This window comes from Streptomyces sp. MAR4 CNX-425 (genome assembly GCF_048656465.1).
GTDB lineage: Bacteria > Actinomycetota > Actinomycetes > Streptomycetales > Streptomycetaceae > Streptomyces.
Genome location: NZ_JBMDLF010000001.1, coordinates 46,920 through 67,986, shown reverse-complemented (window position 1 = coordinate 67,986; position 21,067 = coordinate 46,920). Strand labels below are relative to the sequence as shown.

The window sequence follows — 21,067 nt, the reverse complement described above, 5'->3', positions numbered from 1 at the left end:
GGCCGCCGGCGGACGGCGCGGCCGGCGGTGCCTGACGGCCGGCGACGCGTGTGGCCTAAAATGTGGCCAATGGTGGCGATCAGCGTCCTCGGTCCGATGGCCGCCGACGTGGACGGCGCACCCGCCGAACTCGGCGGCCCGCGCCAGCGCGCCGTCCTCGCGCTGCTGCTGACCGCGCGGGGCGCGACCCTCTCCGCGGACCGGATGATCGACGACCTGTGGAGCGGCGAACCGCCGCCGAGCGCGCGGGCCACCCTCCACGCGTACGTCTCCCACCTCCGCCGCGAACTGGAACCGGGCCGCTCACGCCGCGCCCCCGGACGGCTGCTGGTGAGCACCCCGCCCGGGTACGCCTTCCGGCCGCCGGAGGACGCGGTGGACGCCTGGCGGTTCGAGCGGGCCCTCGCGCGGGCGCGCGGGCTGCTGGCGGCGGACCCGGACCGGGCCCGCACGGAGACGGCGGCGGCGCTGCGGCTGTGGCGGGGCGAGGCGTACGCGGAGTTCGCCGACGCGCCGTGGGCGGCGGTCGAGACCGCCCGGCTGGGCGGACTGCGGCTCACCGCCCGGGAGACCCACGCGGCGGCGACCCTGCGCCTGGGCCGCCCCGCGGAGGCGGTGGCGGAGGCGGAGGCGCTCACCGGCGAGGAGCCGCTGCGCGAGGAGGGGTGGCGGCTGCTGGTGCTGGCCCTGTGGGCGGACGGCCGCCAGGCGGACGCGCTGGCCGCGCTGCGGCGGGTGCGGCGGGGGCTGGCGGAGGAGCTGGGCATCGAGCCGGGGCCGGGGCTGACGGAGCTGGAGGAGGCGATCCTGCAACGGCGCTGGTCGTCCCTGCGGGTCGGCGGGCCGCCGGCGCGTGCGGAGTGGGGTCCGGGGCCGGCGGGGACGGCTGCGGTGTCGGTGTCGGTGTCGGCGTCGGCGTCGGCCGGAGAGCCTGACGGCACCGGGTCTCGTGAAGTGCCGGGCTCTGGGCACCCGTGGGACGGGATGCCGCCGCCGGCCGGCGGAAGGTCCGCCGCGGCGGAGCCTGCGGCGGCGGGTCCGGCCGGGTCGGCCGGCCCCGAGCGCGCCGAAGTGCCGGGCCCGGCCGTGGGCCAGGGGCCCGGAAGCCGTCCGGTGTCGCCTCCGCGTGGCGCGGGGCCCGCACTGGCGGAGCCGGTCGGGACGACCGGCCTGGAGCGCGGCGAAACGACGGGTTCCGGACCGGAGGTGGATGCGGCGCCGCCGCTGCGCGGCGCGGCTTCGGACCGGCCCGCGGTGGATGCGGAGCCGGGGCGGCGGGGGGCCGCCGGCGGGCCTGTGCCGGGTGATCCGGGCGGCTCCGGGGGCTCCGGTCCGTACGGCACCGCTCTGCCGTCCCCTCCCGGACAGCCCACCCCCGACGGCACCCCGGCCCACGGTGACGGCCTCGATCCCTCCGCCCCCTCCCCGTTCCGCGGCGACTCCCCCTTCGTCGGCCGCGACGACGAACTGGCCGCGCTCGCCGCCGCCGCCGGCGAAGCGGCGGCCGGTGCCGTGCGGTTCGTACTCGTGGCGGGGGAGGCCGGGGCCGGCAAGTCGCGGCTGCTGGAGCAGTGCGCGGGGCGGCTGGGCGACGTGGGGTGGGTCACCGCCGTCGGCCGCTGCCCCGAGGCCGAGGGCGCGCCGCCGGCGTTCGCGTGGGAGGAGATCGCCGGCCGGCTGGCCCGGTACGCGCCGCCCGACCCCCGGCTCGCCGACGACCTCGCCCCGCTGCTCGACCCCGGCCCGCGCGCCGAGGCGCGGCGGGCCAGCGACCGGTTCCGGCTGCACCGCGCCTGCCGTACGTGGTTCGCCGCCGCCACCCGCGACCGGCCCCTCGCCCTCTTCCTCGACGACCTGCACCGCGCCGACCGCGAGACCCTCGCGTTGCTCGCCGGCCTCGCCGAGGACCCGCCCGCCGGCCGGCTGCTGGTCGTCGCCGCCCACCGCCCCGACGAGGGCGACCTCGCCGCCGTCCAGGCCGTCCTCGCCCGCCGCACCCCCGTGCGGCTGCCGCTCGACGGGCTCGCGCCGCCCGACGCCGTCCGGCTCGTACGTGCGCTGGCCCCCGTCGACGCCGGGACCGCCGCCGCCCTCGCCGAACGCACCGGCGGCAACCCGTTCTTCCTGCTGGAGACCGCCCGCATGCTCTCCGGCGGCACCGTCACCGCCGACGCGCTGCGCGCCGTCCCCGACGGCGTACGCGCCGTGCTGCGCCGCCGCTTCGACCGGCTGCCGCCCGCCGCGCTGCCGGTGCTGCGGCTCGCCGCCGTGGCCGGCCCGGAGGTGGACGTCGAGGTGCTGATCCGCGCGGCTGCCGCCTCCGGCGTGGGCGCCACGCTCGGCCCGGCCGACGGACACGCTCCCGAACTCGCCGCCGGGCGCGTCCCCGCACCGGCCCGCGAGGCCGGCGCCGCACCGGCCGCCGAGCGCGCCCCCGTGCCCACCGACCCGGCGCCCGCCGACAGGGCGCCCACCGCACCCGCCGTCCCACCTCCCGCCGACTCCGCCGACTCCGCCGACAACTCGGCCCCGCCTCCGCCGCACCACCACTCCACCGCCGAGGACACCGTCCTCGACGCCCTCGACGCCGGTCTCTCCGCCGGGCTCCTCACCGAACCCGGCCCCGGCCGCGTCCGCTTCGCCCACGCCCTCGTCCGCGACACCCTGCACGCCGACACCAGCGGCCTCCGCCGCGCCCGGCTGCACACCGCGCTCGGCCGCGCCCTGCGCGAGCTGCGCCCCGACGACGTCACCGCCATCGCCCACCACCACCTCCGGGCACCCGCCACCGCCACCGCCCGTACCGCCGTCGACTACGCCGTCCGCGCCGCCCGCCTCGCCGGCCGCCGCTACGCGCACGACACCGCCGCCGAACTGCTCGCCCAGGCCGCCGCCTGCGTCGAGCGCCACCCCGCCGCGTTCGCCGCCGAGGACGCGCCCGCCCGCCTCGTCGCGCTGCTCGGGCTGCAACTCCAGGCGCGGGCCCGCGGCGGCGCGGTCGTCGAGGCGCAGGACATCCGCGCCCGCGCCATGGACGTCGCCGAGCGGCACGGCCGGGACGACCTGCTCGTCGAGGCGCTGACCGCCTGGACCGAACCCACCGCCTGGGAGCGCAGGACCTACGCGCACGAGGACACCCGGTCCGTCGCCGCCCTGCGCCGGCTGCTGGCCGACGGCTCGCTCGCCGACGCCGCCCGCTGCCGGCTGCTGGAGGCCCTCGCCTCCGCCCTCGACAGCGCCGCCGGCCCGGGCCACGCCGCCCGCCGGGCGGCGGCCGAGGCCGTCGACCTGGCCCGCCGCCTCGACGACCCCGGGCTGCTCGCCCAGGTGCTCGCCACCCGGAGCCGGGTCATCGACTGGGAGCTCGACGCCGCGCCGCGCGAGAAGGTCGCCGCCGAGCTGGCGCAGCTCGCGGAGGACCACGACATGCCCGCGTACGCCTGGTTCGCCGACTACCTGGCCGCCGGCACCGCCGCCGTCCGCGGCGACGTCGCGGCGATCCGGCGGCACGTCGCCCGCGGGCTGGAGATCGCCGAGACCCACCGGCTCAGCGAGCCCGCCGCCGTCGGCCACGTCCAGCTGGCCGCGCTGCGCATGGCCGAGGGCGACCTCGCGGCGGCCGAGCGCGGCTACGCCGAGGCGGTCGCGCGGCTGCGCGCCAACGGCTCCCCGCACGCCGAGGCCATGGGGACGGTGTCGCGCTTCGCGCTCTGCTGGCTGCGCGGCCGGCCCGCGGACGCGCTGCCGGAGCTGCGGGCGGCGCTGCCGGTGTACGGGGCGCTCGCCGGCGACTCCCTCGCGCTGGCCCTGACCGACGCCGGCCGCCCGGACGAGGCCCGCGCCGCCCGCGCCGAACGGCCGCCCATCAGGCAGGACTTCTTCCACTCGCTCTTCCTCACGGCCCGCGCGCTGGCCGTGGTCGCGCTCGCGGAGCGGGACGAGGCCGCGGACCTGCTGACGGAGCTGCTGCCGCTGCGCGACGTGGTCGCGGGGGCCGCGAGCATGTGCCTGGCGATGCGGCCCGTCGCGCAGACGCTCGGCGACCTCGCCCTGCTCCTGGGCCGTACGGACGAGGCCGACGGCCACTACGCGCACGCCGCGGTCGTCGCGCGGCGCTGGCAGGCGCCGCACTGGCTGGCCGACGCGGAGAACGCCCGCGCCGCGCTCGCCCGGCCCCGCTGAGCGGCGCCGCAGCATCCCCGACGCCCGTTCCCGCCCGTTCCCGCCCGTTCCCGCCCGTTCCCGCCCGTTCCAAGAGGTCTCCAAGACGCCTGCAAGAGACCCGCCGCACCGTGTGCCGGAACCGATGGAACTGCCCAAGGAACGGTCATGACCCGACTGCTCGGCCGCCTCGGCGGCGCCACCGCGGCGCACCCCTGGCGGACGATCTCCGCCTGGCTCGTCGCCCTCGCCGCGTTCTTCGCCCTGGCCGGGGCGTTCGGCGGCACCCCGCACGACAACTACCGCGTGGAGGGCACCCCCTCCCAGGCCGGCACCGACTTCCTCACCGGCGCCTTCCCGGAGATGTCCGGCACCAGCGCCCGCGTCGTCGTCCACGGCGACTCCCGCGCCGACCTCCGGCCGGACGTGCTCGCCGACGTGCGTACCCGGCTCGCGGGCGTGACGGGCGCGGCCGTGGTGGACGAGCCGGTGTTCTCGCGCGACGGGGACACGGCGCTGTTCACCGTCAACTACGACATCCCCGTCACCGACATCAAGGGCTCCGAGGGCACCGACGCGCTGCGCGACGCCGCCGCCCCTGCCGAGGACGCGGGCCTCGACGTCGAACTGGGCGGGCAGGTGCCGGAGAACGTCACCAAGCCCGCCATCACCGCCGAGATGATAGGCATCGGCGCCGCCCTGGTCATCCTGCTCCTCGCGCTGCGCTCGTTCACCGCCGCCGGGCTGCCGCTGGTCGTCACCATCGCCGGTCTCGGCGTCGGGTTCTCGGGCGTGGGGCTGCTCGCCGCCGCCACCGACGTCAGCAACATCGCGCCCACCGTCGCCTCGATGGTCGCCCTCGGCGTCGGCATCGACTACGCGCTGCTGCTCGTCGGCCGGCACGCGGAGGGGCTGCGCCGCGGCCTCGCGCCGCGCGCCGCGGCGGCCGAGGCGACCGCCACCGCCGGGGCCTCCGTGCTCATCGCCGGCGCCACCGTCCTGCTGTCCCTCTTCGGGCTCCGGCTCAGCACGGTGGCGGTGTTCTCGTCCTTCGGCTACGCCACCTTCTGCACCGTCATCGCCGTCATGGCCGCCGCGCTGACGCTGGTCCCGGCGCTGTGCGGGCTGGCCGGGCACCGCGTCCTGCCGCGGGCCGAACGCCTCGGTCTCGTACGCCCCGAAGGCGCCGCGCGGTCGGCCAAGCCCGCCGGACCGGGGGAGTCCGCCGCGCCCGCCCCGCCGCGCGCCACCCTCACCGAGCGCTGGGCCCGCGCCGTCACCCGGCGCCCCCTGGCCGCCGGGCTCGCCGCGCTCGTCGTGCTGCTCGCGCTCGCCGCCCCGGTCCTCGGCATGCGCACCTGGCCGCAGGACGCCGGGAGCCAGCCCGAGTCCAACACCACGCGGCGCGCGTACGACCTCGTCGCCGCCGAGTACGGCGAGGGCGCCAACGGCCCGCTCCAGATCGCCGTCGACCTCACCCGGACGCCCGCCGACGCCCTGCCCGCGCTCCGCGAGGACCTGGCCGCCGCCGACGGCGTCGCCGCCGTGTCGCCGCCGCGCCTCAACGAGGCCCGCGACGCGGCCGTCATCGTCGTCACCCCCACCACCGGGCCGCAGGACGAGCGCACCCAGGACCTGCTCGACCGGCTGCGCGCAGGCGTCCTGCCCGAGGGCGCCGAGGCCACCGGCGTCGTCGCCATCTTCGCCGACATCTCCGACCGGCTCGCCGTCCGCCTGTGGGTGGTGATCCCGTTCGTCGTCGGGCTCTCGCTGGTGCTGCTCACCGTGCTCTTCCGGGCCCCGGTGGTGGCGCTGAAGGCGGCGGTGATGAACCTGCTGTCGGTGGCCGCGGCGTACGGCGTGATGACCGTGGTGTTCCAGACCGACACGGGCGCCCGGCTGCTGGGCCTGCCGCACGACGTCCCGGTGTCCAGCTGGGTGCCGATCCTGATGTTCACCATCCTGTTCGGCCTGTCCATGGACTACGAGGTCTTCCTGCTCTCCCGGATCCGGGAGGACTGGCTGGCCACCGGCGACCCGCACGGCAGCGTCGTGCGCGGCCTCGCGGCGACCGGCCGCGTCATCACCAGCGCCGCGGCCATCATGATCGCGGTGTTCACCGGCTTCGCGATCGACCCCGACGTGACGGTGAAGATGATCGGCGTCGGGATGGCGGTGGCGGTGCTGGCGGACGCGACGATCGTCCGCATGGTGCTGGTGCCGGCGACGATGACGCTCCTCGGGCGGGCCAACTGGTGGCTGCCCCGCTGGGCCGACCGGCTGCTGCCGGAGCTGCACCTCGAACCGCCCGCCCCCGCGGACCCGGGCGCACCGCAGCCCCGGGACGCTGCCACGGCCGACGGCGGCACGGGCCGGATCCCCGTCGGCGGCGGGGGGTGAGACGGCCGGGAGGGGCGGCCGGGCCCGGGCCCCCGTGGCCCCCGCCCCTCCCGGCCGCGTACGAGGGCCGCGACCGGCCCCGTACGGCTGCGGCCCCCGTCAGAGCAGTCCCGCCGCGGCGAGGTGCTTCTCCACCCGCCGCACCTCCTCCGCGTCCAGCGGGATCTGCGGCAGCATCGTCGCCGGGCAGTCGATGACGCCGCGCAGGTGCAGCGCCGCCTTGAAGGCGCCGAGGGCCGACGAGCTCATGCCCATCCGCGCCGGATTTCCGGACTGCACCAGCCCGAACAGCGCGATCAGCCGCTCCTGCTCGGTCCGCGCCGTCTCCCAGTCGCCCTCGCGGGCGCTGCGGTACAGCCGCGCGTAGCCGTGCGGGTCGACGTTGCCCAGGCCGGGCACGACGCCGTGGGCGCCCATCGCCAGCGCGCTGTCCACCATCGTCTCGGACCCGGTCAGGGCGGAGAACCCCGCCACCTTGTCCCGTACGCCGACGATGACGCGGCGCAGCCCCGTCTCGTCGCCGCTGGAGTCCTTGAGCCCGGCGAGCACCCCGTCGGCGGCGAGCGCCAGCACCAGGTCGTGGCCCAGCTTGGTGTGCACCGACACCGGCAGGTCGTAGGCGAAGACCGGCGCCCCCGTGCGGCCCGCGACCTCGCGGAAGTGGCGGTCGATCTCCGCCGGGTGGGTGCGGGTGTAGAACGGCGCGGTGACCACGAGGGCGTCCGCGCCCGCGTCGAGCGCGCCGCGGGCGTGGTCGAGCACCCGCGGCGTCGTCATGTCGATCGCGCCGGCGAGCACGGGCAGCTGGCCCCCGACGTGCCGTACCACCGTGTCCACCACGGCCCGGCGCTGCTCGTCCCGGAGATAGGCGGCCTCGGAGGAGGAGCCGAGGACGAAGAGCCCGTCGACGCCGCCGGCCACGAGGAAGTCCACCAGCCTGATCAGCGAGGCGGTGTCCACCTCGGCTTCCGGCGTCAGGGGGGTGCAGACGGGCGGTACGACGCCGGTCAGGTGGGTGGGAAGGGTCATGCGCTCTCCTTGGCTTGGATCACGAGATCGCGGGTGCTCTCCGCGGCGGCCACCGGATGGTGGCAGCGGAACCGGTGGGCGTGCTCCGCCTGCGTGACCGGCGGCATGGACGCGGCACACTCCTGGGTCGCCTTCCAGCACCGGGTACGGAACGGGCAGCCGCTCGGCGGCCGGGTCGCCGACGGCACGGGGCCGACGAGGGGGATCGGGTCGATGGGGTCGAGGAGCCCGGGGGTCGCCGAGAACAGCGCCCGCGTGTACGGGTGCCGCGCGGTGTCCGTACCGCGCTCCGCCGCGGAGCCGCCCCCGGAGCCCAGCGCCGCCGCGGGCCCCTCCTCGACGATCCGGCCCAGGTACATGGTGATGACCCGGTCGCTCATCCGCCGCACCGTCTGGATGTCGTGCGAGACGAACACCAGCGCCAGGTTCAGCCGCTCCTTCAGCTCCAGCAGCAGGTTGAGGATCTGCGCGCGCACGGAGACGTCGAGCGCGGAGGTCGGCTCGTCGGCCACCACCAGATCCGGCTCCAGCGCCAGTGCCCGGGCGATGGCCACCCGCTGCCGCTGGCCGCCGGAGAGCTGCCCCGGCAGCGCGTCGGCGAGCACCGGCGGCAGGCCGACGAGCGCCATCAGCTCCCGTACCCGCTCGGTGCGCTGCGCGGACGTGCCGCGGCGGTGCACGTCGAGCGGGTCGCGGAGGATCTGCCGCACCGGCAGCCGGCGGTTGAGGGCGGTCGACGGGTCCTGGAAGATCATGCCGGCGCCGGTGCCGATGGCCGTACGGCGCTCGCCGGCGCCCATCTCCCAGATGTCGCGGCCCCGGAACGCCACCGTGCCCGACGTCGGCCGCTGCACCCCCACCAGCACCTTCGCCAGCGTCGACTTGCCGCAGCCGGACTCGCCGACCACGCCGACCGTCTCGCCCGCCGCAATCGCCAGGTCGGCGCCGGTCAGCGCGTACACCCGGTCCCGGGCGAACAGCCCGCCGGTGCGCGCCCGGTGCACCACGTGCGCGTCGCGCACGGTGATCAGCCCCGGCGCCGCCCCGCCTCCCCCGGCCAGCCCGTCGCCCTCGACCAGCGGCTCGCCCTTGGCCAGTTCACCGAGCGGCCCGGGGCCGCCGTCCTTCGCGCTCATCGCAGCGCCTCCTTCCCCGCCTCGCCCGCGGCGGCGGCCGCCGGCTCCGCGGCGGGCTCGACCGCCGGGTGGTGGCACGCCACCTCGTGCTTGCGTTCCTCGCCCACCAGCTCCGGCGCGGTGCCCACGCACACGGCGCTCGCCACCGGACAGCGGTCGGCGAACCGGCAGCCGGCCGGGAAGTCCGCCGGCGACGGCACGACGCCGCGGATCTGCGTCAGCCGCTCCTGGGCCGACTCCAGCGACAGCACCGAGCCCAGCAGGCCGCGGGTGTAGTGGTGGGCCGGCGCCTCGACCAGGTCGGCGGTGGCGCCGGTCTCGACGATCTGCCCGCCGTACATCACCACCACCCGGTCGGTGACGTCGGAGACCAGCGCCAGGTCGTGACTGACCAGGATCAGCGCGAAGCCCAGCTCCTCGCGCAGCCGCAGCAGCAGCTCGATGACCTGCGCCTGCACCGTGACGTCGAGCGCGGTGGTCGGCTCGTCGGCGACGATGAGCTTCGGGTTGCGCGACAGCGCCATGGCGATCAGCACCCGCTGCCGCTGCCCGCCGGACAGCTCGTGCGGGTAGCTGCGCAGCGTCCGGTCCGGGTCCAGGCCCACCAGCTCCAGCAGTTCGGTCGCGGTGCGCGTGCCGCCGCGCCGGATCAGCTGCTTGAGCTGCGCGCGGATGGTCATCGCCGGGTTGAGCGAGCTGAGCGCGTCCTGGTAGATCATCGCCATCTCGTGGCCGAGGAGCCGGCGGCGTACCCGCATCGGCGTGCCGAGCAGCTCCCGGCCGTCGAAGACGACGCTGCCGCGGACCCGCGCGCCCGCCGGCTCCAGGCCCATCACCGTCAGCGCCGTCAGCGACTTCCCGCAGCCCGACTCGCCGACGAGGCCGAGGACCTCGCCGGGCCGGACGTCGAAGCTGATGCCGTCGACGATGTCGACGCCCGCGTGCCGCTTGTCGAAGCCGATCGCCAGGTCCGTCACCGACAGCACCGGCTCGCCGCCGGGCAGCGGCCGGGCCCGTTCGCGCAGCCGCCGGGCGGCCTCGGCGAGCCCGGGCAGCCGGAGCACCTCGCCGGTGCCGGGCGCGGCGGCCTCGACCCGGTCCTCGGCGCCGGCCTCCTTGACCGCCGTGCTCTCCGCCCGCCGGGCGGCGGGCGCCGCCCAGGCGTCCGAGATGCCCTCGGAGAGGATGTTCAGCGCCAGCACCGTCAGCAGCATCAGCAGGCCCGGGAAGACCGTCGCCCACCAGCCGCCGAGCAGCACCATGTTCTTGCCGTCCGCGATGACGCTGCCCCAGGACGGGTCCGGCGGCCGGACGCCGGCGCCGATGAAGGACAGCGACGCCTCGAAGACGATCGCCTCGGCGACCTGCACCGTGCAGAACACCAGGATCGGCGCGGCGCAGTTGATGGCGACGTGCTTGACGATGATGTGCGGCGTACGGGCCCCGATGACCCGTTCCGCGGTCACGTAGTCCTCGCCGTACTGGTCCAGCACGTTGGCCCGTACGACCCGCGCGATCGGCGGCGTGTAGAGGAACGCGATGGCGCACACCAGCACCGGGATGCTGCCGCCGAACACGGCGACGAGCACCGCGGCCAGCGCGATCCCCGGGAACGCCATGACGACGTCCAGGCAGCGCATCACGAACTCGTCCACCGCCTTGCGGGAGGTGGCGGCGACGGCGCCGAGGATCGCCCCGGCGATCAGCCCGAGCAGCGTGGCGCCCAGCCCGATGATCAGCGACCAGCGGGCCCCGTACATCAGCCGGCTGAGGATGTCGCGGCCGAGGCTGTCCTGGCCCATCCAGTGATCGCCGGACGGGTGCCCGGTGCCGTCGACCTGGGCCTGCTGGTCGAGCGGGTCGTGCGGGGCGAGCAGCGGCGCGAACACCGCGACCAGCACCACGAGGGTGAGCAGTCCCAGCGAGATCCGGGACATCCAGGGCAGCCGCTTGAGGCCGCGGAGCCGCAGACCGGGCCGGGCCAGCCGCTCCGCGAGCTGCTTGCGGCCCCCGAGGGTCACGAGCATCAGGTGGCACTCCTCAGACGGGGGTTGACCAGCAGATAGAGGATGTCGATGGCGAGGTTGACCACGACGAAGGCGAGGGCCGCGGTGATCACCACGCCCTGCACGACGGCGGGGTCGCCGTTCTTCACCGCGTTGATCATCAACGTGCCCATGCCGGGCAGCGAGAAGATCGTCTCGGTGACGACGGCGCCGCCCAGCAGATACCCCACCCGCAGCCCGAGGACCGTCAGCGGGTTGATGAGCGCGTTGCGCAGGACGTTGCGGCCGACCACGACGAGCGGCGGCAGGCCGCTGCCGATCGCCGTGCGCACGTAGTCCTTGTCCAACTCCTCCACCACCGCGGTGCGGACGACGCGGGTGAGCCCCGCGGCGACGCTCAGCGACAGCGCGATGGCCGGCAGCGTCATGGTCTTCAGCCAGCCCGTGAGGGAGTCCGAAGGGTTGACGTAGCCGCCGCTCGGGAACCAGCCGGCGTCCACCGCGAGGTACTGGATCAGCAGCAGCGCGACCCAGAACCCGGGGGCGGCGACGCCGATCAGCGTCCCGACACGGATCAGCTGGTCGGGCAGCCGGTCGCGGTAGATCGCGGCGGTGATCCCGAAGACCAGCGACAGCACGATGCCGATGGCCAGCCCCAGGAAGGTCAGCTGCAGCGTCAGCGGCATCGCGGTCGTCACCTGGTCGAGCACCGGCCTGCCGTTGAGCACGCTGAGGCCCATGTCGCCCCGCAGCAGGTCGCCGACGAACGCGGCGTAGCGGACCGGCAGCGGGTCGTTGAGCCCGTTCTCCTCGCGGAACGCGTCCAGTTGCTCGTCGGTGGGGTTGGCGCCCTGGAAGTGCGCCACCGCCGGGTCGATGTCCGAGAAGCGCATGACGAGGAAGACGAACAGCACGATCCCGAGCATCAGCGGGACGAGCAGGGCGATGCGGCGTAGCAGCATCCTGGCGATCTGGGCCACGTACGTGAGCTCCTAGCCTTGACGGACCGGGACGGAGAGCGCGCCCTACGCGGGCTTGGCCTTGAGCAGGTTGATGCCCGGGTAGGGCTGCGGCTGGATCCCGGTGATCTCGTCGGGGTCCCAGGCGGTGATCAGCTCGGTGTGGACCACCGGGTAGATGACCGCGTTCTCCGCGATGACGTCCAGGTACTCCTGCGTCATCTGCTTCTTCTTCGCCTGGTCCGGCTCGCGCGTGGCCGCGTCCATGAGCCGGAACAGCTCCTTGGCCTCCGGGGCGTCGGCCCAGCGGGAGTAGTCCATCCAGACGTTGTCCGCCGTGTAGTTGTAGCGGAGGATCAGGTCCGCGTCGATGCCCAGCTGGTTGGGGTTCGAGGCGGAGGCGACGACCTGGAAGTTCTCCTTCTGGTCCAGCTTGGTGAAGAGCGCGGAGGTCTCCTGCGGGTCGAGGGTGGTCTCCACCCCGATGGCGTCCCAGGACTCCTTGATGGTGGGGATGCAGTCCGCGATCCAGCTGACGGTCGACGCCATGAGCGTGACCTTCAGCCCGCTGACCCCGGCGTCCTCCAGCAGCGCCTTGGCCTTGTCCGGGTCGTAGTCGTAGACCGTCTTCGCCTTGCGGTAGGTGGGGTTGCCCTCGTCGAGGAAGGAGCTGGACGCCTTGCCGTAGCCCCTCAGCCCCGCCTCGATCAGTTTGTCGGTGTCGATGGCGTAGAACAGCGCCTGGCGCACGCGGACGTCGTCGAAGGGCGCCCGGTCGGTGTTGAAGAGCAGGAACATGTGGTTCATGCCGGCCCCGCCCTCGACGGTGAGGCCGTCCTGCTCCAGCTGCTTGACGTTGGCGTACGGGATGTTGTCGGCGATCTGCGCGCCGGCGTTGCCCCCGGAGATCTTCGCGACCCGGGGGGCGGCGTCCACGATGGACAGCCAGTTCATCTCCTTGAAGTTGGCCTTCCGCGGGCCGTTGTAGTCCGGGAACGCCTCGAAGGAGGTGTTCGCCAGCGGGTTGTTCGCCGTCATCCGGTACGGGCCGGTGCCGACGGTCGCCTCGGGCAGCCCGGTGTCGAGGTCCCGCCAGGCGCCGGACCTGCTCAGGATGTGCTTGGGCAGGATCTTCGCCAGGGACAGCCGGGACAGCCCGTCCGGGAAGGGGAAGTTCAGCACCAGGTCGACGGAGTTCTCGCCGGTCTTCTTCACCTCCTTCAGCCAGGCGGCGAAGAAGCCGTGGACGAGCGTCTGGGTCTTGCCGTCGAGTATCCGGTCGAAGGTGAACACCACGTCGTCGGCGGTGACCGGCTTGCCGTCGTGCCACGTCGCGCCGTCGCGGAGGGTGAACGACCAGGTCCCGGCCCCGGGGTCGGCGGGCGCCTCGGTCGCCAGCGCCGGGTAGGGCTCGCGGGTGAGGGGGTCGGAGTCGAGCAGCCCCTCGAAGATGTGGTGGTTGCTGGCCATCGAGAACGCGGACGCGGTCAGCGTGGGGTCCCAGCTCTGGTCGTTGCCGTACCCGATGACGGCGGTGACGGAGTCGGAGCTGTCGCCCCCGCCGGTGTCGGAGGTCGACTCCGGACCTCCGGAGCAGGCGGCCAGCGCCGGCGCCATGACGCCGAAGGCGCCCAGCGCCCCGCCGTACTGCAGCACTCGCCGGCGGTCGACGCCCGGCTCTGGTGAAACGTCGCTCACGGTGCCTCCAGGAGGGAAAAACAGGGGATGTCGCCGCGCCCGTCCCTGTCCCGGGGATGGGCGAGGTCGTGGGAGGTCCTACGTTCTACCTCTTGGCGGTGAACATAGAAGTCCCCCGGGAGGGAGGTCAAGAGGTCGGCGGGAAGCGTTATGCGGTGTCAACCGGCCGGAGCCGGTCACGGCGCCCGACCGGCCGCGCGCGGCCCGGGCTTGGGGGCGGCCGGTGCGCCGGGCCGGCGGGGTGCCGCAGAGCCGTGTCCGGCGGGTGGCGGAGACGTGACGGCCGCGCGTCGGCGGGGCGTCGAAGAACGCGGTGACGGGCCGTCCGGCCGCCGGCGGCCGCGGCGGCCTCAGCGCGTCGGTAAAACCGGACCGCCGGCGCGCGCCGCGCGCACGGCTGCGCTCATACGGCGGCCGCCAGCCCGCGGTGGCGTACGGACGCGAGCCAGGACTCCACGCGGGGCCGGTCCGGGGACTCCGGCAGCGGGCTCGCCGCAAGGGCCCCGTCGAGGCGCCGGGACAGCTCCGCCGTCCATGCCGTGACCTCGTCCCAGCTCAGCTCGCCGCGCCCGACCGCCAGCAGCCGCTCGCGGTACGGGCCGACGTCGACGCACAGCTCACCCGTGCGCAGCAGCGCCGCCCCGCTCAGCAGCAGCCGCAGCAGGTGCACCACCTGCTTCCACCGCACCTCGCCGGTGCGCTCCCGGCGGGCGCGGGCCCGGGTGAGCTGGCCGTACGCGTAGCGGCCGAAGGTGCGGTGGACCTCCCGGGACAGGAACGCCGGGGCCAGCTCGCGCAGCTCCGCGCCGAGCGGGGTGCTGCGCTCGACCAGTGGGGAGTGGAGCACCTCCAGCAGGTTCGGGTTGCCGTCGAGGGCGAGCGCGCAGCAGCGCTCCACCTCCCAGCTGAACTGCTCGGGCCGCGGCCCCTCCCAGTGCGCCGGCGGCTTCTCCAGCCGCCAGAACCACTCGGTCGGCGCGACGTACACCCCGCGGCGGTCCGTGTCGGACGCCGCCGTGGCCAGGTCGAAGGCGCGTGAACCCGCCACCACCGCCAGGATGGTGTGCTCCTCGACCAGCAGCTCGCCGCGCTCCATCCGGCCATCCTCGCCGGGCGCCGGCCCCGCCCGCGAACGGTTTTACGCCCCGGCGCGGGCGCCGGGGCGTACCGTGTCGGCGCCCGCGCCGGGGCGTTCGGGCTCAGGACAGCTGCCGCAGCACCTCCGCGGCGATCAGCTCCAGGTGGTCCAGGTCCGACAGGTCGAGGATCTGGAGGTAGAACCGCTGCGAGCCGGCGGCCCCGTAGCGCCCCAGCTTCTCCACCACCTCCGCCGGGGTGCCGGCCAGCCCGTTCTCCTTCAGCTCCGGCACCTTCCGGCCGATCGCCTCCGCCCGCCGGGCCACCTCGGCGTCGTCCTTGCCGACGCAGGCGACGAGCGCGTTGGAGTACACCAGGTCGGACGGTGCCCGGCCGGCGGCCTCGGCCGCCTCGCGGACCCGGGCGAACTGCCGCTCGGTGTCGGCCGCCGAGCTGAACGGCACGTTGAACTCCGCCGCGTAGCGGGCGGCCAGCGCCGGCGTCCGCCGCGCGCCCATGCCGCCGATCAGCACCGGCAACGGCGCCTGCACCGGCTTGGGCAGGGCGGGGGAGTCCGTCAGCTCGTAGTGCGTCCCGGCGTAGGAGAAGGTCTCGCCCGTCGGCGTACCCCACAGCCCGGTCACGATCGCCAGCTGCTCCTCCAGCCGCCCGAACTTCGCGGTCGGGAACGGGATCCCGTACGCGGTGTGCTCCTCCTCGAACCACCCCGCGCCGATGCCCAGCTCGACCCGCCCGCCCGACATCTGGTCCACCTGCGCGACCTGGATGGCCAGCGGGCCCGGCAGCCGGAAGGTGGCGGCGGTCATCAGCGTGCCGAGCCGGATGCGGCGCGTCTCGCGGGCCAGGCCCGCCAGCGTCACCCAGGCGTCGGTGGGGCCGGGCAGGCCGCTCACGTCGCCCATCTTCAGATAGTGGTCGGAGCGGAAGAATGCGTCGAAGCCGAGGTCCTCGGTGGCGCGGGCCACGGTGAGGAGGGTGTCGTACGAGGCGCCCTGCTGGGGTTCTGTGAAGATGCGGAGATCCATCCCGCCATTGTGCTTCAGCCGTGCCCGGCGGCTTCCCGGGGCACGGCGGGGTGCATAGAGTGCAACCACCGCACTGCCCGGCTTGCCGCGAGGGGGTCAGGATGACGGTCGTCTACCGCGCGCCGGAGGGGGACGACGGACTGGAGTTCACGGTCCGGCTGACCCCCGCGGAGACCGGGGCGCTGACCCGCGAGGCCCGGCTGCTGGCGGAGATCGTCGACAGCTGTCTGTGGGCCCTCGGCATGCTGCGTACGGGCGTGAACTCCCGCGACGAGGGCGGCCCGGCGCCGATCCCCGGCGACTGGTACGCCGCGCTGCGCGACCTGGAGCGCATCGCGCCGCGCATCGAGGGCACCCGGGACGCGGTCATCCGCGCGCTCGCCGAGTCCGGGGAGGGCACCGGCCGGCTGGCGCACGCGATGCACGCCGAGGAGGAGGCGGTCGTCCGGCGCCGCGCCGAGGTCCTCGGCAACCCGCCGTCGGAGTGGGAGACCTGGGCGGCGAAGGGGGCGGAGGAGTAGGCCCGTCGCGCAGCCCGGTCGCGCGGGCCCCGCTGCTCAGGCCCGTTCCACCAGCACCGCCGAGCCCTGCCCCACCCCGACGCACATCGTCGCCAGCCCCCGCCGCGCGCCCGTACGCGCCATGCGGTGCAGCAGGGTCGTCAGGATCCGCGCGCCCGAGCAGCCCAGCGGGTGACCCAGCGCGATGGCGCCGCCGTCCGGGTTGACCGTCTCCGGGTCGAGACCCAGCTCGTCCACGCACGCGAGCGACTGGGCCGCGAACGCCTCGTTCAGCTCCGTCGTCTCGATGTCGGCCACCGACCAGCCCAGCCGGTCCAGCGCCTTGCGGGTGGCGGGCACCGGGCCGACGCCCATGACGTCGGGGTGGACGCCGGCGGACGCGCCGGCCGCGTACCGGCCGAGCGAGGCCAGGCCCAGGTCCGCCAGCGCGTCCTCGCTGACCAGCAGCAGCGCCGCCGCCCCGTCGTTCATCGGCGAGGAGTTGCCCGCGGTCACGCTGCCGTCCGCCCGGAACACCGGCTTCAGCTGCGCCAGCCGCTCCGCCGAGGTGTCCTCGCGGATGCACTCGTCCGCCGTCACCTCCGCCCCGTCCCCGGGGGGTACGACCGGCAGCAGCTCGGCGTCGAAGTGCCCCGCCGCCCGGGCCGCCGCGGCCCGCCGGTGGCTGCGCAGCGCGAACTCGTCCTGCCGCGCCCGCCCCACGCCGTGCCGCGCGGCGACCTCCTCCGCGGTCTCGCCCATCGCGAGCAGCCCGTGCAGCTCGCGCATCCGCGGGTTGACGAGCCGCCAGCCCAGCCGGGTGTCGGCCGTCGCCAGGGCGCGCGGCAGCGCCTCGTCCGGCCGCGGCAGCACGAACGGCGCGCGGCTCATCGACTCCGAGCCGCCGGCCAGCACGACGTCCGCCTCCCCGGCGGCGATGGCGCGGGCGGCGGTCGTGACGGCCTCCAGGCCGGAGGCGCAGAGCCGGTTGAGGGTGGCGCCGGGGACGGAGTCGGGCAGGCCGGCGAGGAGGGCGGCCATCCGGGCGACGTTGCGGTTGTCCTCGCCGGCCTGGTTGGCGGCGCCCCAGTAGACGTCGTCGATGCGCGCCGGGTCGAGCGCCGGGACGCCGTCGAGCAGACCGCGGAGCACCCCGGCGGCGAGGTCGTCGGGGCGTACGGCGGAGAGCGAACCGCGCAGCTTTCCGATCGGCGTGCGGCGGGCGGCGGCGAAGTGGACGGTGCGCACGGGCGGGCCTCCCCATCGAAACTAGCGGTGCTAGTTTCGGACTATAGCCCCTCCGCCGAGACCGCGGCCAGCCGCCGCGGCCAGCCGCCGCGACCCCCCTCCGCGGTGATCGCTTACGATCGGACACGGTGCCCCGGACGCCCCGAAGCCGACGCGAGGAGAGCGCGATGAGCAGTGCCAAGGTTGCCGACCAGCTCGTGGAGGTCCTGCTCCAGTACGGGGTGAAGCGCATCTACGGCGTCGTCGGCGACAGCCTCAACCCGCTGGTCGACGCCATCCGCCGCAGCGACGGCGCCATCGAGTGGGTGCACGTGCAGAACGAGGAGGCCGGCGCCTTCGCCGCCGCCGCGGAGGCGCAGGTCACCGGGCAGCTGGCCGCCTGCGCCGGCTCCTGCGGCCCCGGCAACACCCACCTCATCCAGGGCCTGTTCGACGCGCAGCGCAGCGGCGCCCCCGTCCTCGCCATCGCCTCCCACATCCCCGCCACCCAGATCGGCAGCGGCTTCTTCCAGGAGACCCACCCGGAGAAGCTCTTCGACCAGGCGTCCGGCTACTGCCAGATGATCTCCCAGCCCGAGCAGATGCCCCGCATCGCCCGGATCGCCGCCCAGCACGCCGTCGGCGCGAACGAGGTCGCGGTGCTGGTGCTGCCCGGCGACATCGCCGACAAGCAGGCCGCGAACCCCACCGGCCATACCGTCCCCTGCGTCCGCCCGGCCTCGATCGTCCCCGACCCGCAGACCGTGCGCGAGCTGGCCGACGCCGTCAACGCCGCCGACCGCGTCGCGCTCTTCGCCGGCGCGGGCGTGCGCCACGCGCACGCGCAGGTGATGCGGCTCGCCGAGACCGTCAAGGCGCCCGTCGGGCACACGCTGCGCGGCAAGGAGTGGATCCAGTACGACAACCCGTACGACGTCGGCATGATCGGCCTCCTCGGCTACGGCGCCTGCTACGACGCGCTGCACGAGGCCGACCTCGTCGTCATGCTCGGCACCGACTTCCCGTACGACGCCTTCCTGCCGCAGAGCAAGACCGTGCAGATCGACGTCGACGCCACCCGCCTCGGCCGCCGCACGCCCCTGGAGGTCGCCGTGCACGGCGACGTCGCCTCCACCCTCGACGCGCTGCAACCGCTGTTGCGGGAGAAGAGCGAGCGGCGGTTCCTCGACGGCATGCTGCGCAAGCACGAGCGGGCGCTGACCAAGGTCGTCGAGGCGTACACCACCAAGGTCGACAAGCACGTGCCGATCCACCCCGAGTACGCCGCCCGGGTGCTGGACCGGCTGGCCGCGGACGACGCGGTGTTCACCGTCGACACCGGCATGAACAACGTCTGGGCCGCCCGCTACCTCACCCCCAACGGGCGCCGCCGCGTCATCGGCTCCTTCACCCACGGCTCCATGGCCAACGCCCTCCCGCACGCCATCGGCGCCGCCGCCGCCGACCGCGGCCGCCAGGTCATCTCGCTCTCCGGCGACGGCGGCCTGGGCATGCTGCTCGGCGAGCTGATCACGGTCAGGCAGCACGACCTGCCGGTCAAGACCGTCGTCTTCAACAACTCCTCGCTGGGCATGGTCAAGCTGGAGATGCTGGTCGACGGCCTGCCCGCCTACGGCACCGACCACAGCAAGGTCGACTTCTCCGCCGTCTCCCGCGGGATCGGCATCCCCGCCTGGCGGGTGGAGAAGCCGGGCGAGATCGAGGGCGCGCTGCGGGAGGCGCTGGCGGCCAAGGGCCCCGCGCTGGTCGAGCTGGTCACCGACTCCAACGCGCTGTCCATCCCCTCGCGCATCACGCTGGAGCAGGTGCGCGGCTTCGCGCTGGCCGCCGGGCGCACGGTCCTGGAGGGCGGCGTCGGCACCATGCTCGACCTCGCCCGCTCCAACCTCCGCAACATCCCCCGCCCCTGACCGTACGGGCCCGCGCCCGCCCCCGCGTACGGCGCGGGCCGCGCGGGCCGCGCGGCCCGCTCAAGTCAGCCAGGGCAGCTCGCCGAAGTAGCCGCCCCGCGCCGGCGGCGTGAGCAGCGCGTGCCGCGTACGGTACGTCAGCGGCTCACCCCCGGCCCGCGTGGCGGCCCGCGCCCGCAGGACCCAGCGCCCGGCGGGCACGTCCTTCGGCGGGGTCACCCGCCAGCGGGTGACCACCTCGCTGCCCGGCGCCAGCCGGCCGCGCGTCCGGCGGGTCGCGGCGCGCGCCTGCCAGCCCTCGGGGACGTCCAGCTCCACCCGCGCCCCGGTCCACGGCACGTCCGACCCGTTGTGCAGGGTGGCCGTGACGGTCAGCGCCCGGCCCGGCGCGGCGTAGGGCGGGGCCTCGACCGTCACGCCGTAGGGCACGCGCGCGTACGTGTCGCGCCACTCCCGGCGCGCGATCCCGACCAGCCGGGCGGCGATGTCCGGGTGCTCCGCGGCGCGGTCGACGGTCTCGCCGGGGTCGTCCGCCAGGTTGTACAGCTCCACCTGCCAGCGGTGGTCCGGCACCGTGCGGTCCTTGCCGGGCGCGAAGCGCACCGCCTTCCAGTCCCCGGCCCGTACCGCCTCCGAGATCCGCCGGATCCGGTCCCGGTCGGCGGCGCGGGCCAGCGGCGTCGAGGCCCGCTCGTTGCGGTACCAGTACAGGAACCGGTGCTCGGGCGCCGGGCCGGTGCCGGTGAGCAGCGGCGCGAGGGACAGCCCGTCGATGTCCCGGGGCGCGGGGGCGCCGCCCAGCTCCGCGAGGGTGGGCAGCAGGTCGATGTGGGGCGTGGGCCGGTCCACGGTGCGCGGCCGGATGCGGTACGGGGACCAGGCGATGAGCGGGACCCGGATGCCGCCCTCGTACAGGTTCCGCTTGTAGCCGCGCAGCGGGTGCTCGCGCTGGAAGAGCGCGGGCGTCACGCCGCCCTCCTCGTGCCGGCCGTTGTCGCTGGTGACCAGCACCACGGTGTCCTCGGCGACGCGGTGCGCGTACAGCTCCCGGATCACCGCGCCGACCATCGCGTCGAAGTGCGCGACCTGCGCGGCGTGCCCCTTGTCCGCCGGCTTCCAGTCCATGTCGCTGTACTCGCCGGTGTCCGGCACGGCGCTGGGGGCGTGCGGCACGTTGGGGGAGAGGTAGAGGAAGAACGGCTCCTCCGCGCGCGTGCGGATGAACTCCAGGGCGCGGGCGGCAAACTGCTCGGGGGCGTACGTGCCGCGCCCGCCCGCGCCGTTGCCCGCGAGCGGCACGCGGCGCCCGTTGTGCCAGAGGTACCGCGGGAAGTACCGGTGCGCGTGCCGGTGGGTCAGATAGCCGTAGAACTCCTCGAAACCGCGGTGGTTGGGGTGGCTCTGCTGGTCCGGCTCGTTCGGGCCGAAGCCCCACTTGCCGATGCACCCGGTGCGGTAGCCGCGCGCCCGCAGCAGCTCGGCGACGGTGGTGTCGGCGGGGCCGATCGAGGGCTGGATGCCGCGCATCGGGTTCTCCCGGACCCGGGCGTGCCCGCTGTGCAGGCCCGTGAGCAGCGAGGCGCGGGACGGCGCGCAGACCGGCGCGGAGGCGTACGCCGCGGTGAACCGCATGCCCTCGGCGGCGAGCCGGTCCAGGTGCGGGGTGTGGATGACCTGCTGGCCGTACGAGCCGAGTTCGCCGTAGCCGAGGTCGTCGGCGACGATCAGGACGATGTTGGGCCGCTCGCCGCGGGGGCTGCCCGGGGCCGCGGCGAGCGGGGCGGGCCGCACCGCCGCGATGCCGAAGCCGGCGGCGGACGCGGCGAGGAACCGGCGTCGGGTGGTCAACCTGCTTCCCCCTCTCGGACGGCAGGTGCCGGCGGTCAGCGCCGTCCGG

13 protein-coding genes are annotated in these 21,067 nt (G+C 75.4%); 4 read left to right on the top strand and 9 right to left on the bottom strand.

Going from position 1 to position 21,067, the window contains the following annotated elements:
- Window positions 1–69 precede the first annotated feature (69 nt).
- On the top strand, window positions 70–4,182 hold the full coding sequence (locus ACHZ99_RS00255) for a BTAD domain-containing putative transcriptional regulator (protein WP_420302230.1): 4,113 nt from the start codon (window positions 70–72) through the stop codon (window positions 4,180–4,182).
- 147 nt (window positions 4,183–4,329) lie between these two features.
- Window positions 4,330–6,561 carry an MMPL family transporter gene (locus ACHZ99_RS00250; RefSeq protein ID WP_420302228.1) on the top strand — a complete coding sequence of 744 codons (2,232 nt, stop codon included), beginning with the start codon at window positions 4,330–4,332 and terminating at the stop codon, window positions 6,559–6,561.
- Between the two features lie 99 nt (window positions 6,562–6,660).
- On the opposite strand, the gene ACHZ99_RS00245 is transcribed toward ACHZ99_RS00250, so the two are convergent.
- From ACHZ99_RS00245 to ACHZ99_RS00215, 7 genes are all read right to left on the bottom strand, one after another.
- Window positions 6,661–7,590, bottom strand: coding sequence for a dihydrodipicolinate synthase family protein (locus ACHZ99_RS00245; RefSeq protein WP_420302226.1), 930 nt, complete (start codon window positions 7,588–7,590; stop codon window positions 6,661–6,663).
- Complete coding sequence (locus tag ACHZ99_RS00240) at window positions 7,587–8,726, bottom strand: oligopeptide/dipeptide ABC transporter ATP-binding protein (RefSeq protein WP_420302224.1); 1,140 nt, start codon at window positions 8,724–8,726, stop codon at window positions 7,587–7,589. The genes ACHZ99_RS00245 and ACHZ99_RS00240 overlap by 4 nt, the downstream gene beginning before the upstream one ends.
- Window positions 8,723–10,753: a dipeptide/oligopeptide/nickel ABC transporter permease/ATP-binding protein gene (locus tag ACHZ99_RS00235; protein WP_420302222.1), complete on the bottom strand. Its 2,031-nt coding sequence runs from the start codon at window positions 10,751–10,753 to the stop codon at window positions 8,723–8,725. The genes ACHZ99_RS00240 and ACHZ99_RS00235 overlap by 4 nt, the downstream gene beginning before the upstream one ends.
- Window positions 10,753–11,694, bottom strand: coding sequence for an ABC transporter permease (locus ACHZ99_RS00230; RefSeq protein ID WP_420303151.1), 942 nt, complete (start codon window positions 11,692–11,694; stop codon window positions 10,753–10,755). Before ACHZ99_RS00230 ends, ACHZ99_RS00235 begins: the two co-directional genes overlap by 1 nt.
- 63 nt (window positions 11,695–11,757) lie before the next feature.
- The gene (locus tag ACHZ99_RS00225) at window positions 11,758–13,308 is read right to left on the bottom strand and encodes an ABC transporter substrate-binding protein (protein ID WP_420303150.1); all 1,551 of its coding nucleotides are present in this window, start codon (window positions 13,306–13,308) and stop codon (window positions 11,758–11,760) included.
- 484 nt (window positions 13,309–13,792) lie between these two features.
- Window positions 13,793–14,485 (bottom strand): DNA polymerase beta superfamily protein, encoded by a 693-nt coding sequence (locus tag ACHZ99_RS00220; RefSeq protein WP_420302220.1) that lies wholly within the window; start codon window positions 14,483–14,485, stop codon window positions 13,793–13,795.
- Between the two features lie 103 nt (window positions 14,486–14,588).
- A complete protein-coding gene (locus tag ACHZ99_RS00215; protein WP_420302219.1) occupies window positions 14,589–15,512 on the bottom strand; it encodes an LLM class F420-dependent oxidoreductase in 924 nt (307 codons plus the stop codon).
- A 101-nt stretch (window positions 15,513–15,613) separates the two neighbouring features.
- Here ACHZ99_RS00215 and ACHZ99_RS00210 point away from each other — a divergent pair, with 101 nt between their 5' ends.
- Window positions 15,614–16,033, top strand: coding sequence for a hypothetical protein (locus ACHZ99_RS00210; RefSeq protein WP_420302218.1), 420 nt, complete (start codon window positions 15,614–15,616; stop codon window positions 16,031–16,033).
- A gap of 36 nt (window positions 16,034–16,069) precedes the next feature.
- On the opposite strand, the gene ACHZ99_RS00205 is transcribed toward ACHZ99_RS00210, so the two are convergent.
- Complete coding sequence (locus ACHZ99_RS00205) at window positions 16,070–17,260, bottom strand: thiolase family protein (RefSeq protein WP_420302217.1); 1,191 nt, start codon at window positions 17,258–17,260, stop codon at window positions 16,070–16,072.
- A gap of 167 nt (window positions 17,261–17,427) precedes the next feature.
- On the opposite strand from ACHZ99_RS00205, the gene ACHZ99_RS00200 reads away from it, so the two are divergent.
- Window positions 17,428–19,170 (top strand): pyruvate dehydrogenase, encoded by a 1,743-nt coding sequence (locus ACHZ99_RS00200; RefSeq protein ID WP_420302216.1) that lies wholly within the window; start codon window positions 17,428–17,430, stop codon window positions 19,168–19,170.
- A gap of 60 nt (window positions 19,171–19,230) precedes the next feature.
- Here the strand turns inward: ACHZ99_RS00200 and ACHZ99_RS00195 are convergent, their stop codons facing one another.
- Window positions 19,231–21,018, bottom strand: coding sequence for a sulfatase-like hydrolase/transferase (locus tag ACHZ99_RS00195; RefSeq protein WP_420302215.1), 1,788 nt, complete (start codon window positions 21,016–21,018; stop codon window positions 19,231–19,233).
- Between the last annotated feature and the right edge of the window lie 49 nt (window positions 21,019–21,067).

Bases quoted from the DNA above. Each gene is read 5' to 3' on its own strand.
- ACHZ99_RS00215 (WP_420302219.1), bottom strand. From the start codon at position 15,512: ATGGATCTCCGCATCTTCACAGAACCCCAGCAGGGCGCCTCGTACGAC.
- ACHZ99_RS00220 (WP_420302220.1), bottom strand. From the start codon at position 14,485: ATGGAGCGCGGCGAGCTGCTGGTCGAGGAGCACACCATCCTGGCGGTG.
- ACHZ99_RS00235 (WP_420302222.1), bottom strand. From the start codon at position 10,753: ATGCTCGTGACCCTCGGGGGCCGCAAGCAGCTCGCGGAGCGGCTGGCC.
- ACHZ99_RS00245 (WP_420302226.1), bottom strand. From the start codon at position 7,590: ATGACCCTTCCCACCCACCTGACCGGCGTCGTACCGCCCGTCTGCACC.
- ACHZ99_RS00200 (WP_420302216.1), top strand. From the start codon at position 17,428: ATGAGCAGTGCCAAGGTTGCCGACCAGCTCGTGGAGGTCCTGCTCCAG.
- ACHZ99_RS00225 (WP_420303150.1), bottom strand. From the start codon at position 13,308: ATGGCGCCGGCGCTGGCCGCCTGCTCCGGAGGTCCGGAGTCGACCTCC.
- ACHZ99_RS00240 (WP_420302224.1), bottom strand. From the start codon at position 8,726: ATGAGCGCGAAGGACGGCGGCCCCGGGCCGCTCGGTGAACTGGCCAAG.
- ACHZ99_RS00250 (WP_420302228.1), top strand. From the start codon at position 4,330: ATGACCCGACTGCTCGGCCGCCTCGGCGGCGCCACCGCGGCGCACCCC.
- ACHZ99_RS00230 (WP_420303151.1), bottom strand. From the start codon at position 11,694: ATGCTGCTACGCCGCATCGCCCTGCTCGTCCCGCTGATGCTCGGGATC.
- ACHZ99_RS00210 (WP_420302218.1), top strand. From the start codon at position 15,614: ATGACGGTCGTCTACCGCGCGCCGGAGGGGGACGACGGACTGGAGTTC.
- ACHZ99_RS00255 (WP_420302230.1), top strand. From the start codon at position 70: ATGGTGGCGATCAGCGTCCTCGGTCCGATGGCCGCCGACGTGGACGGC.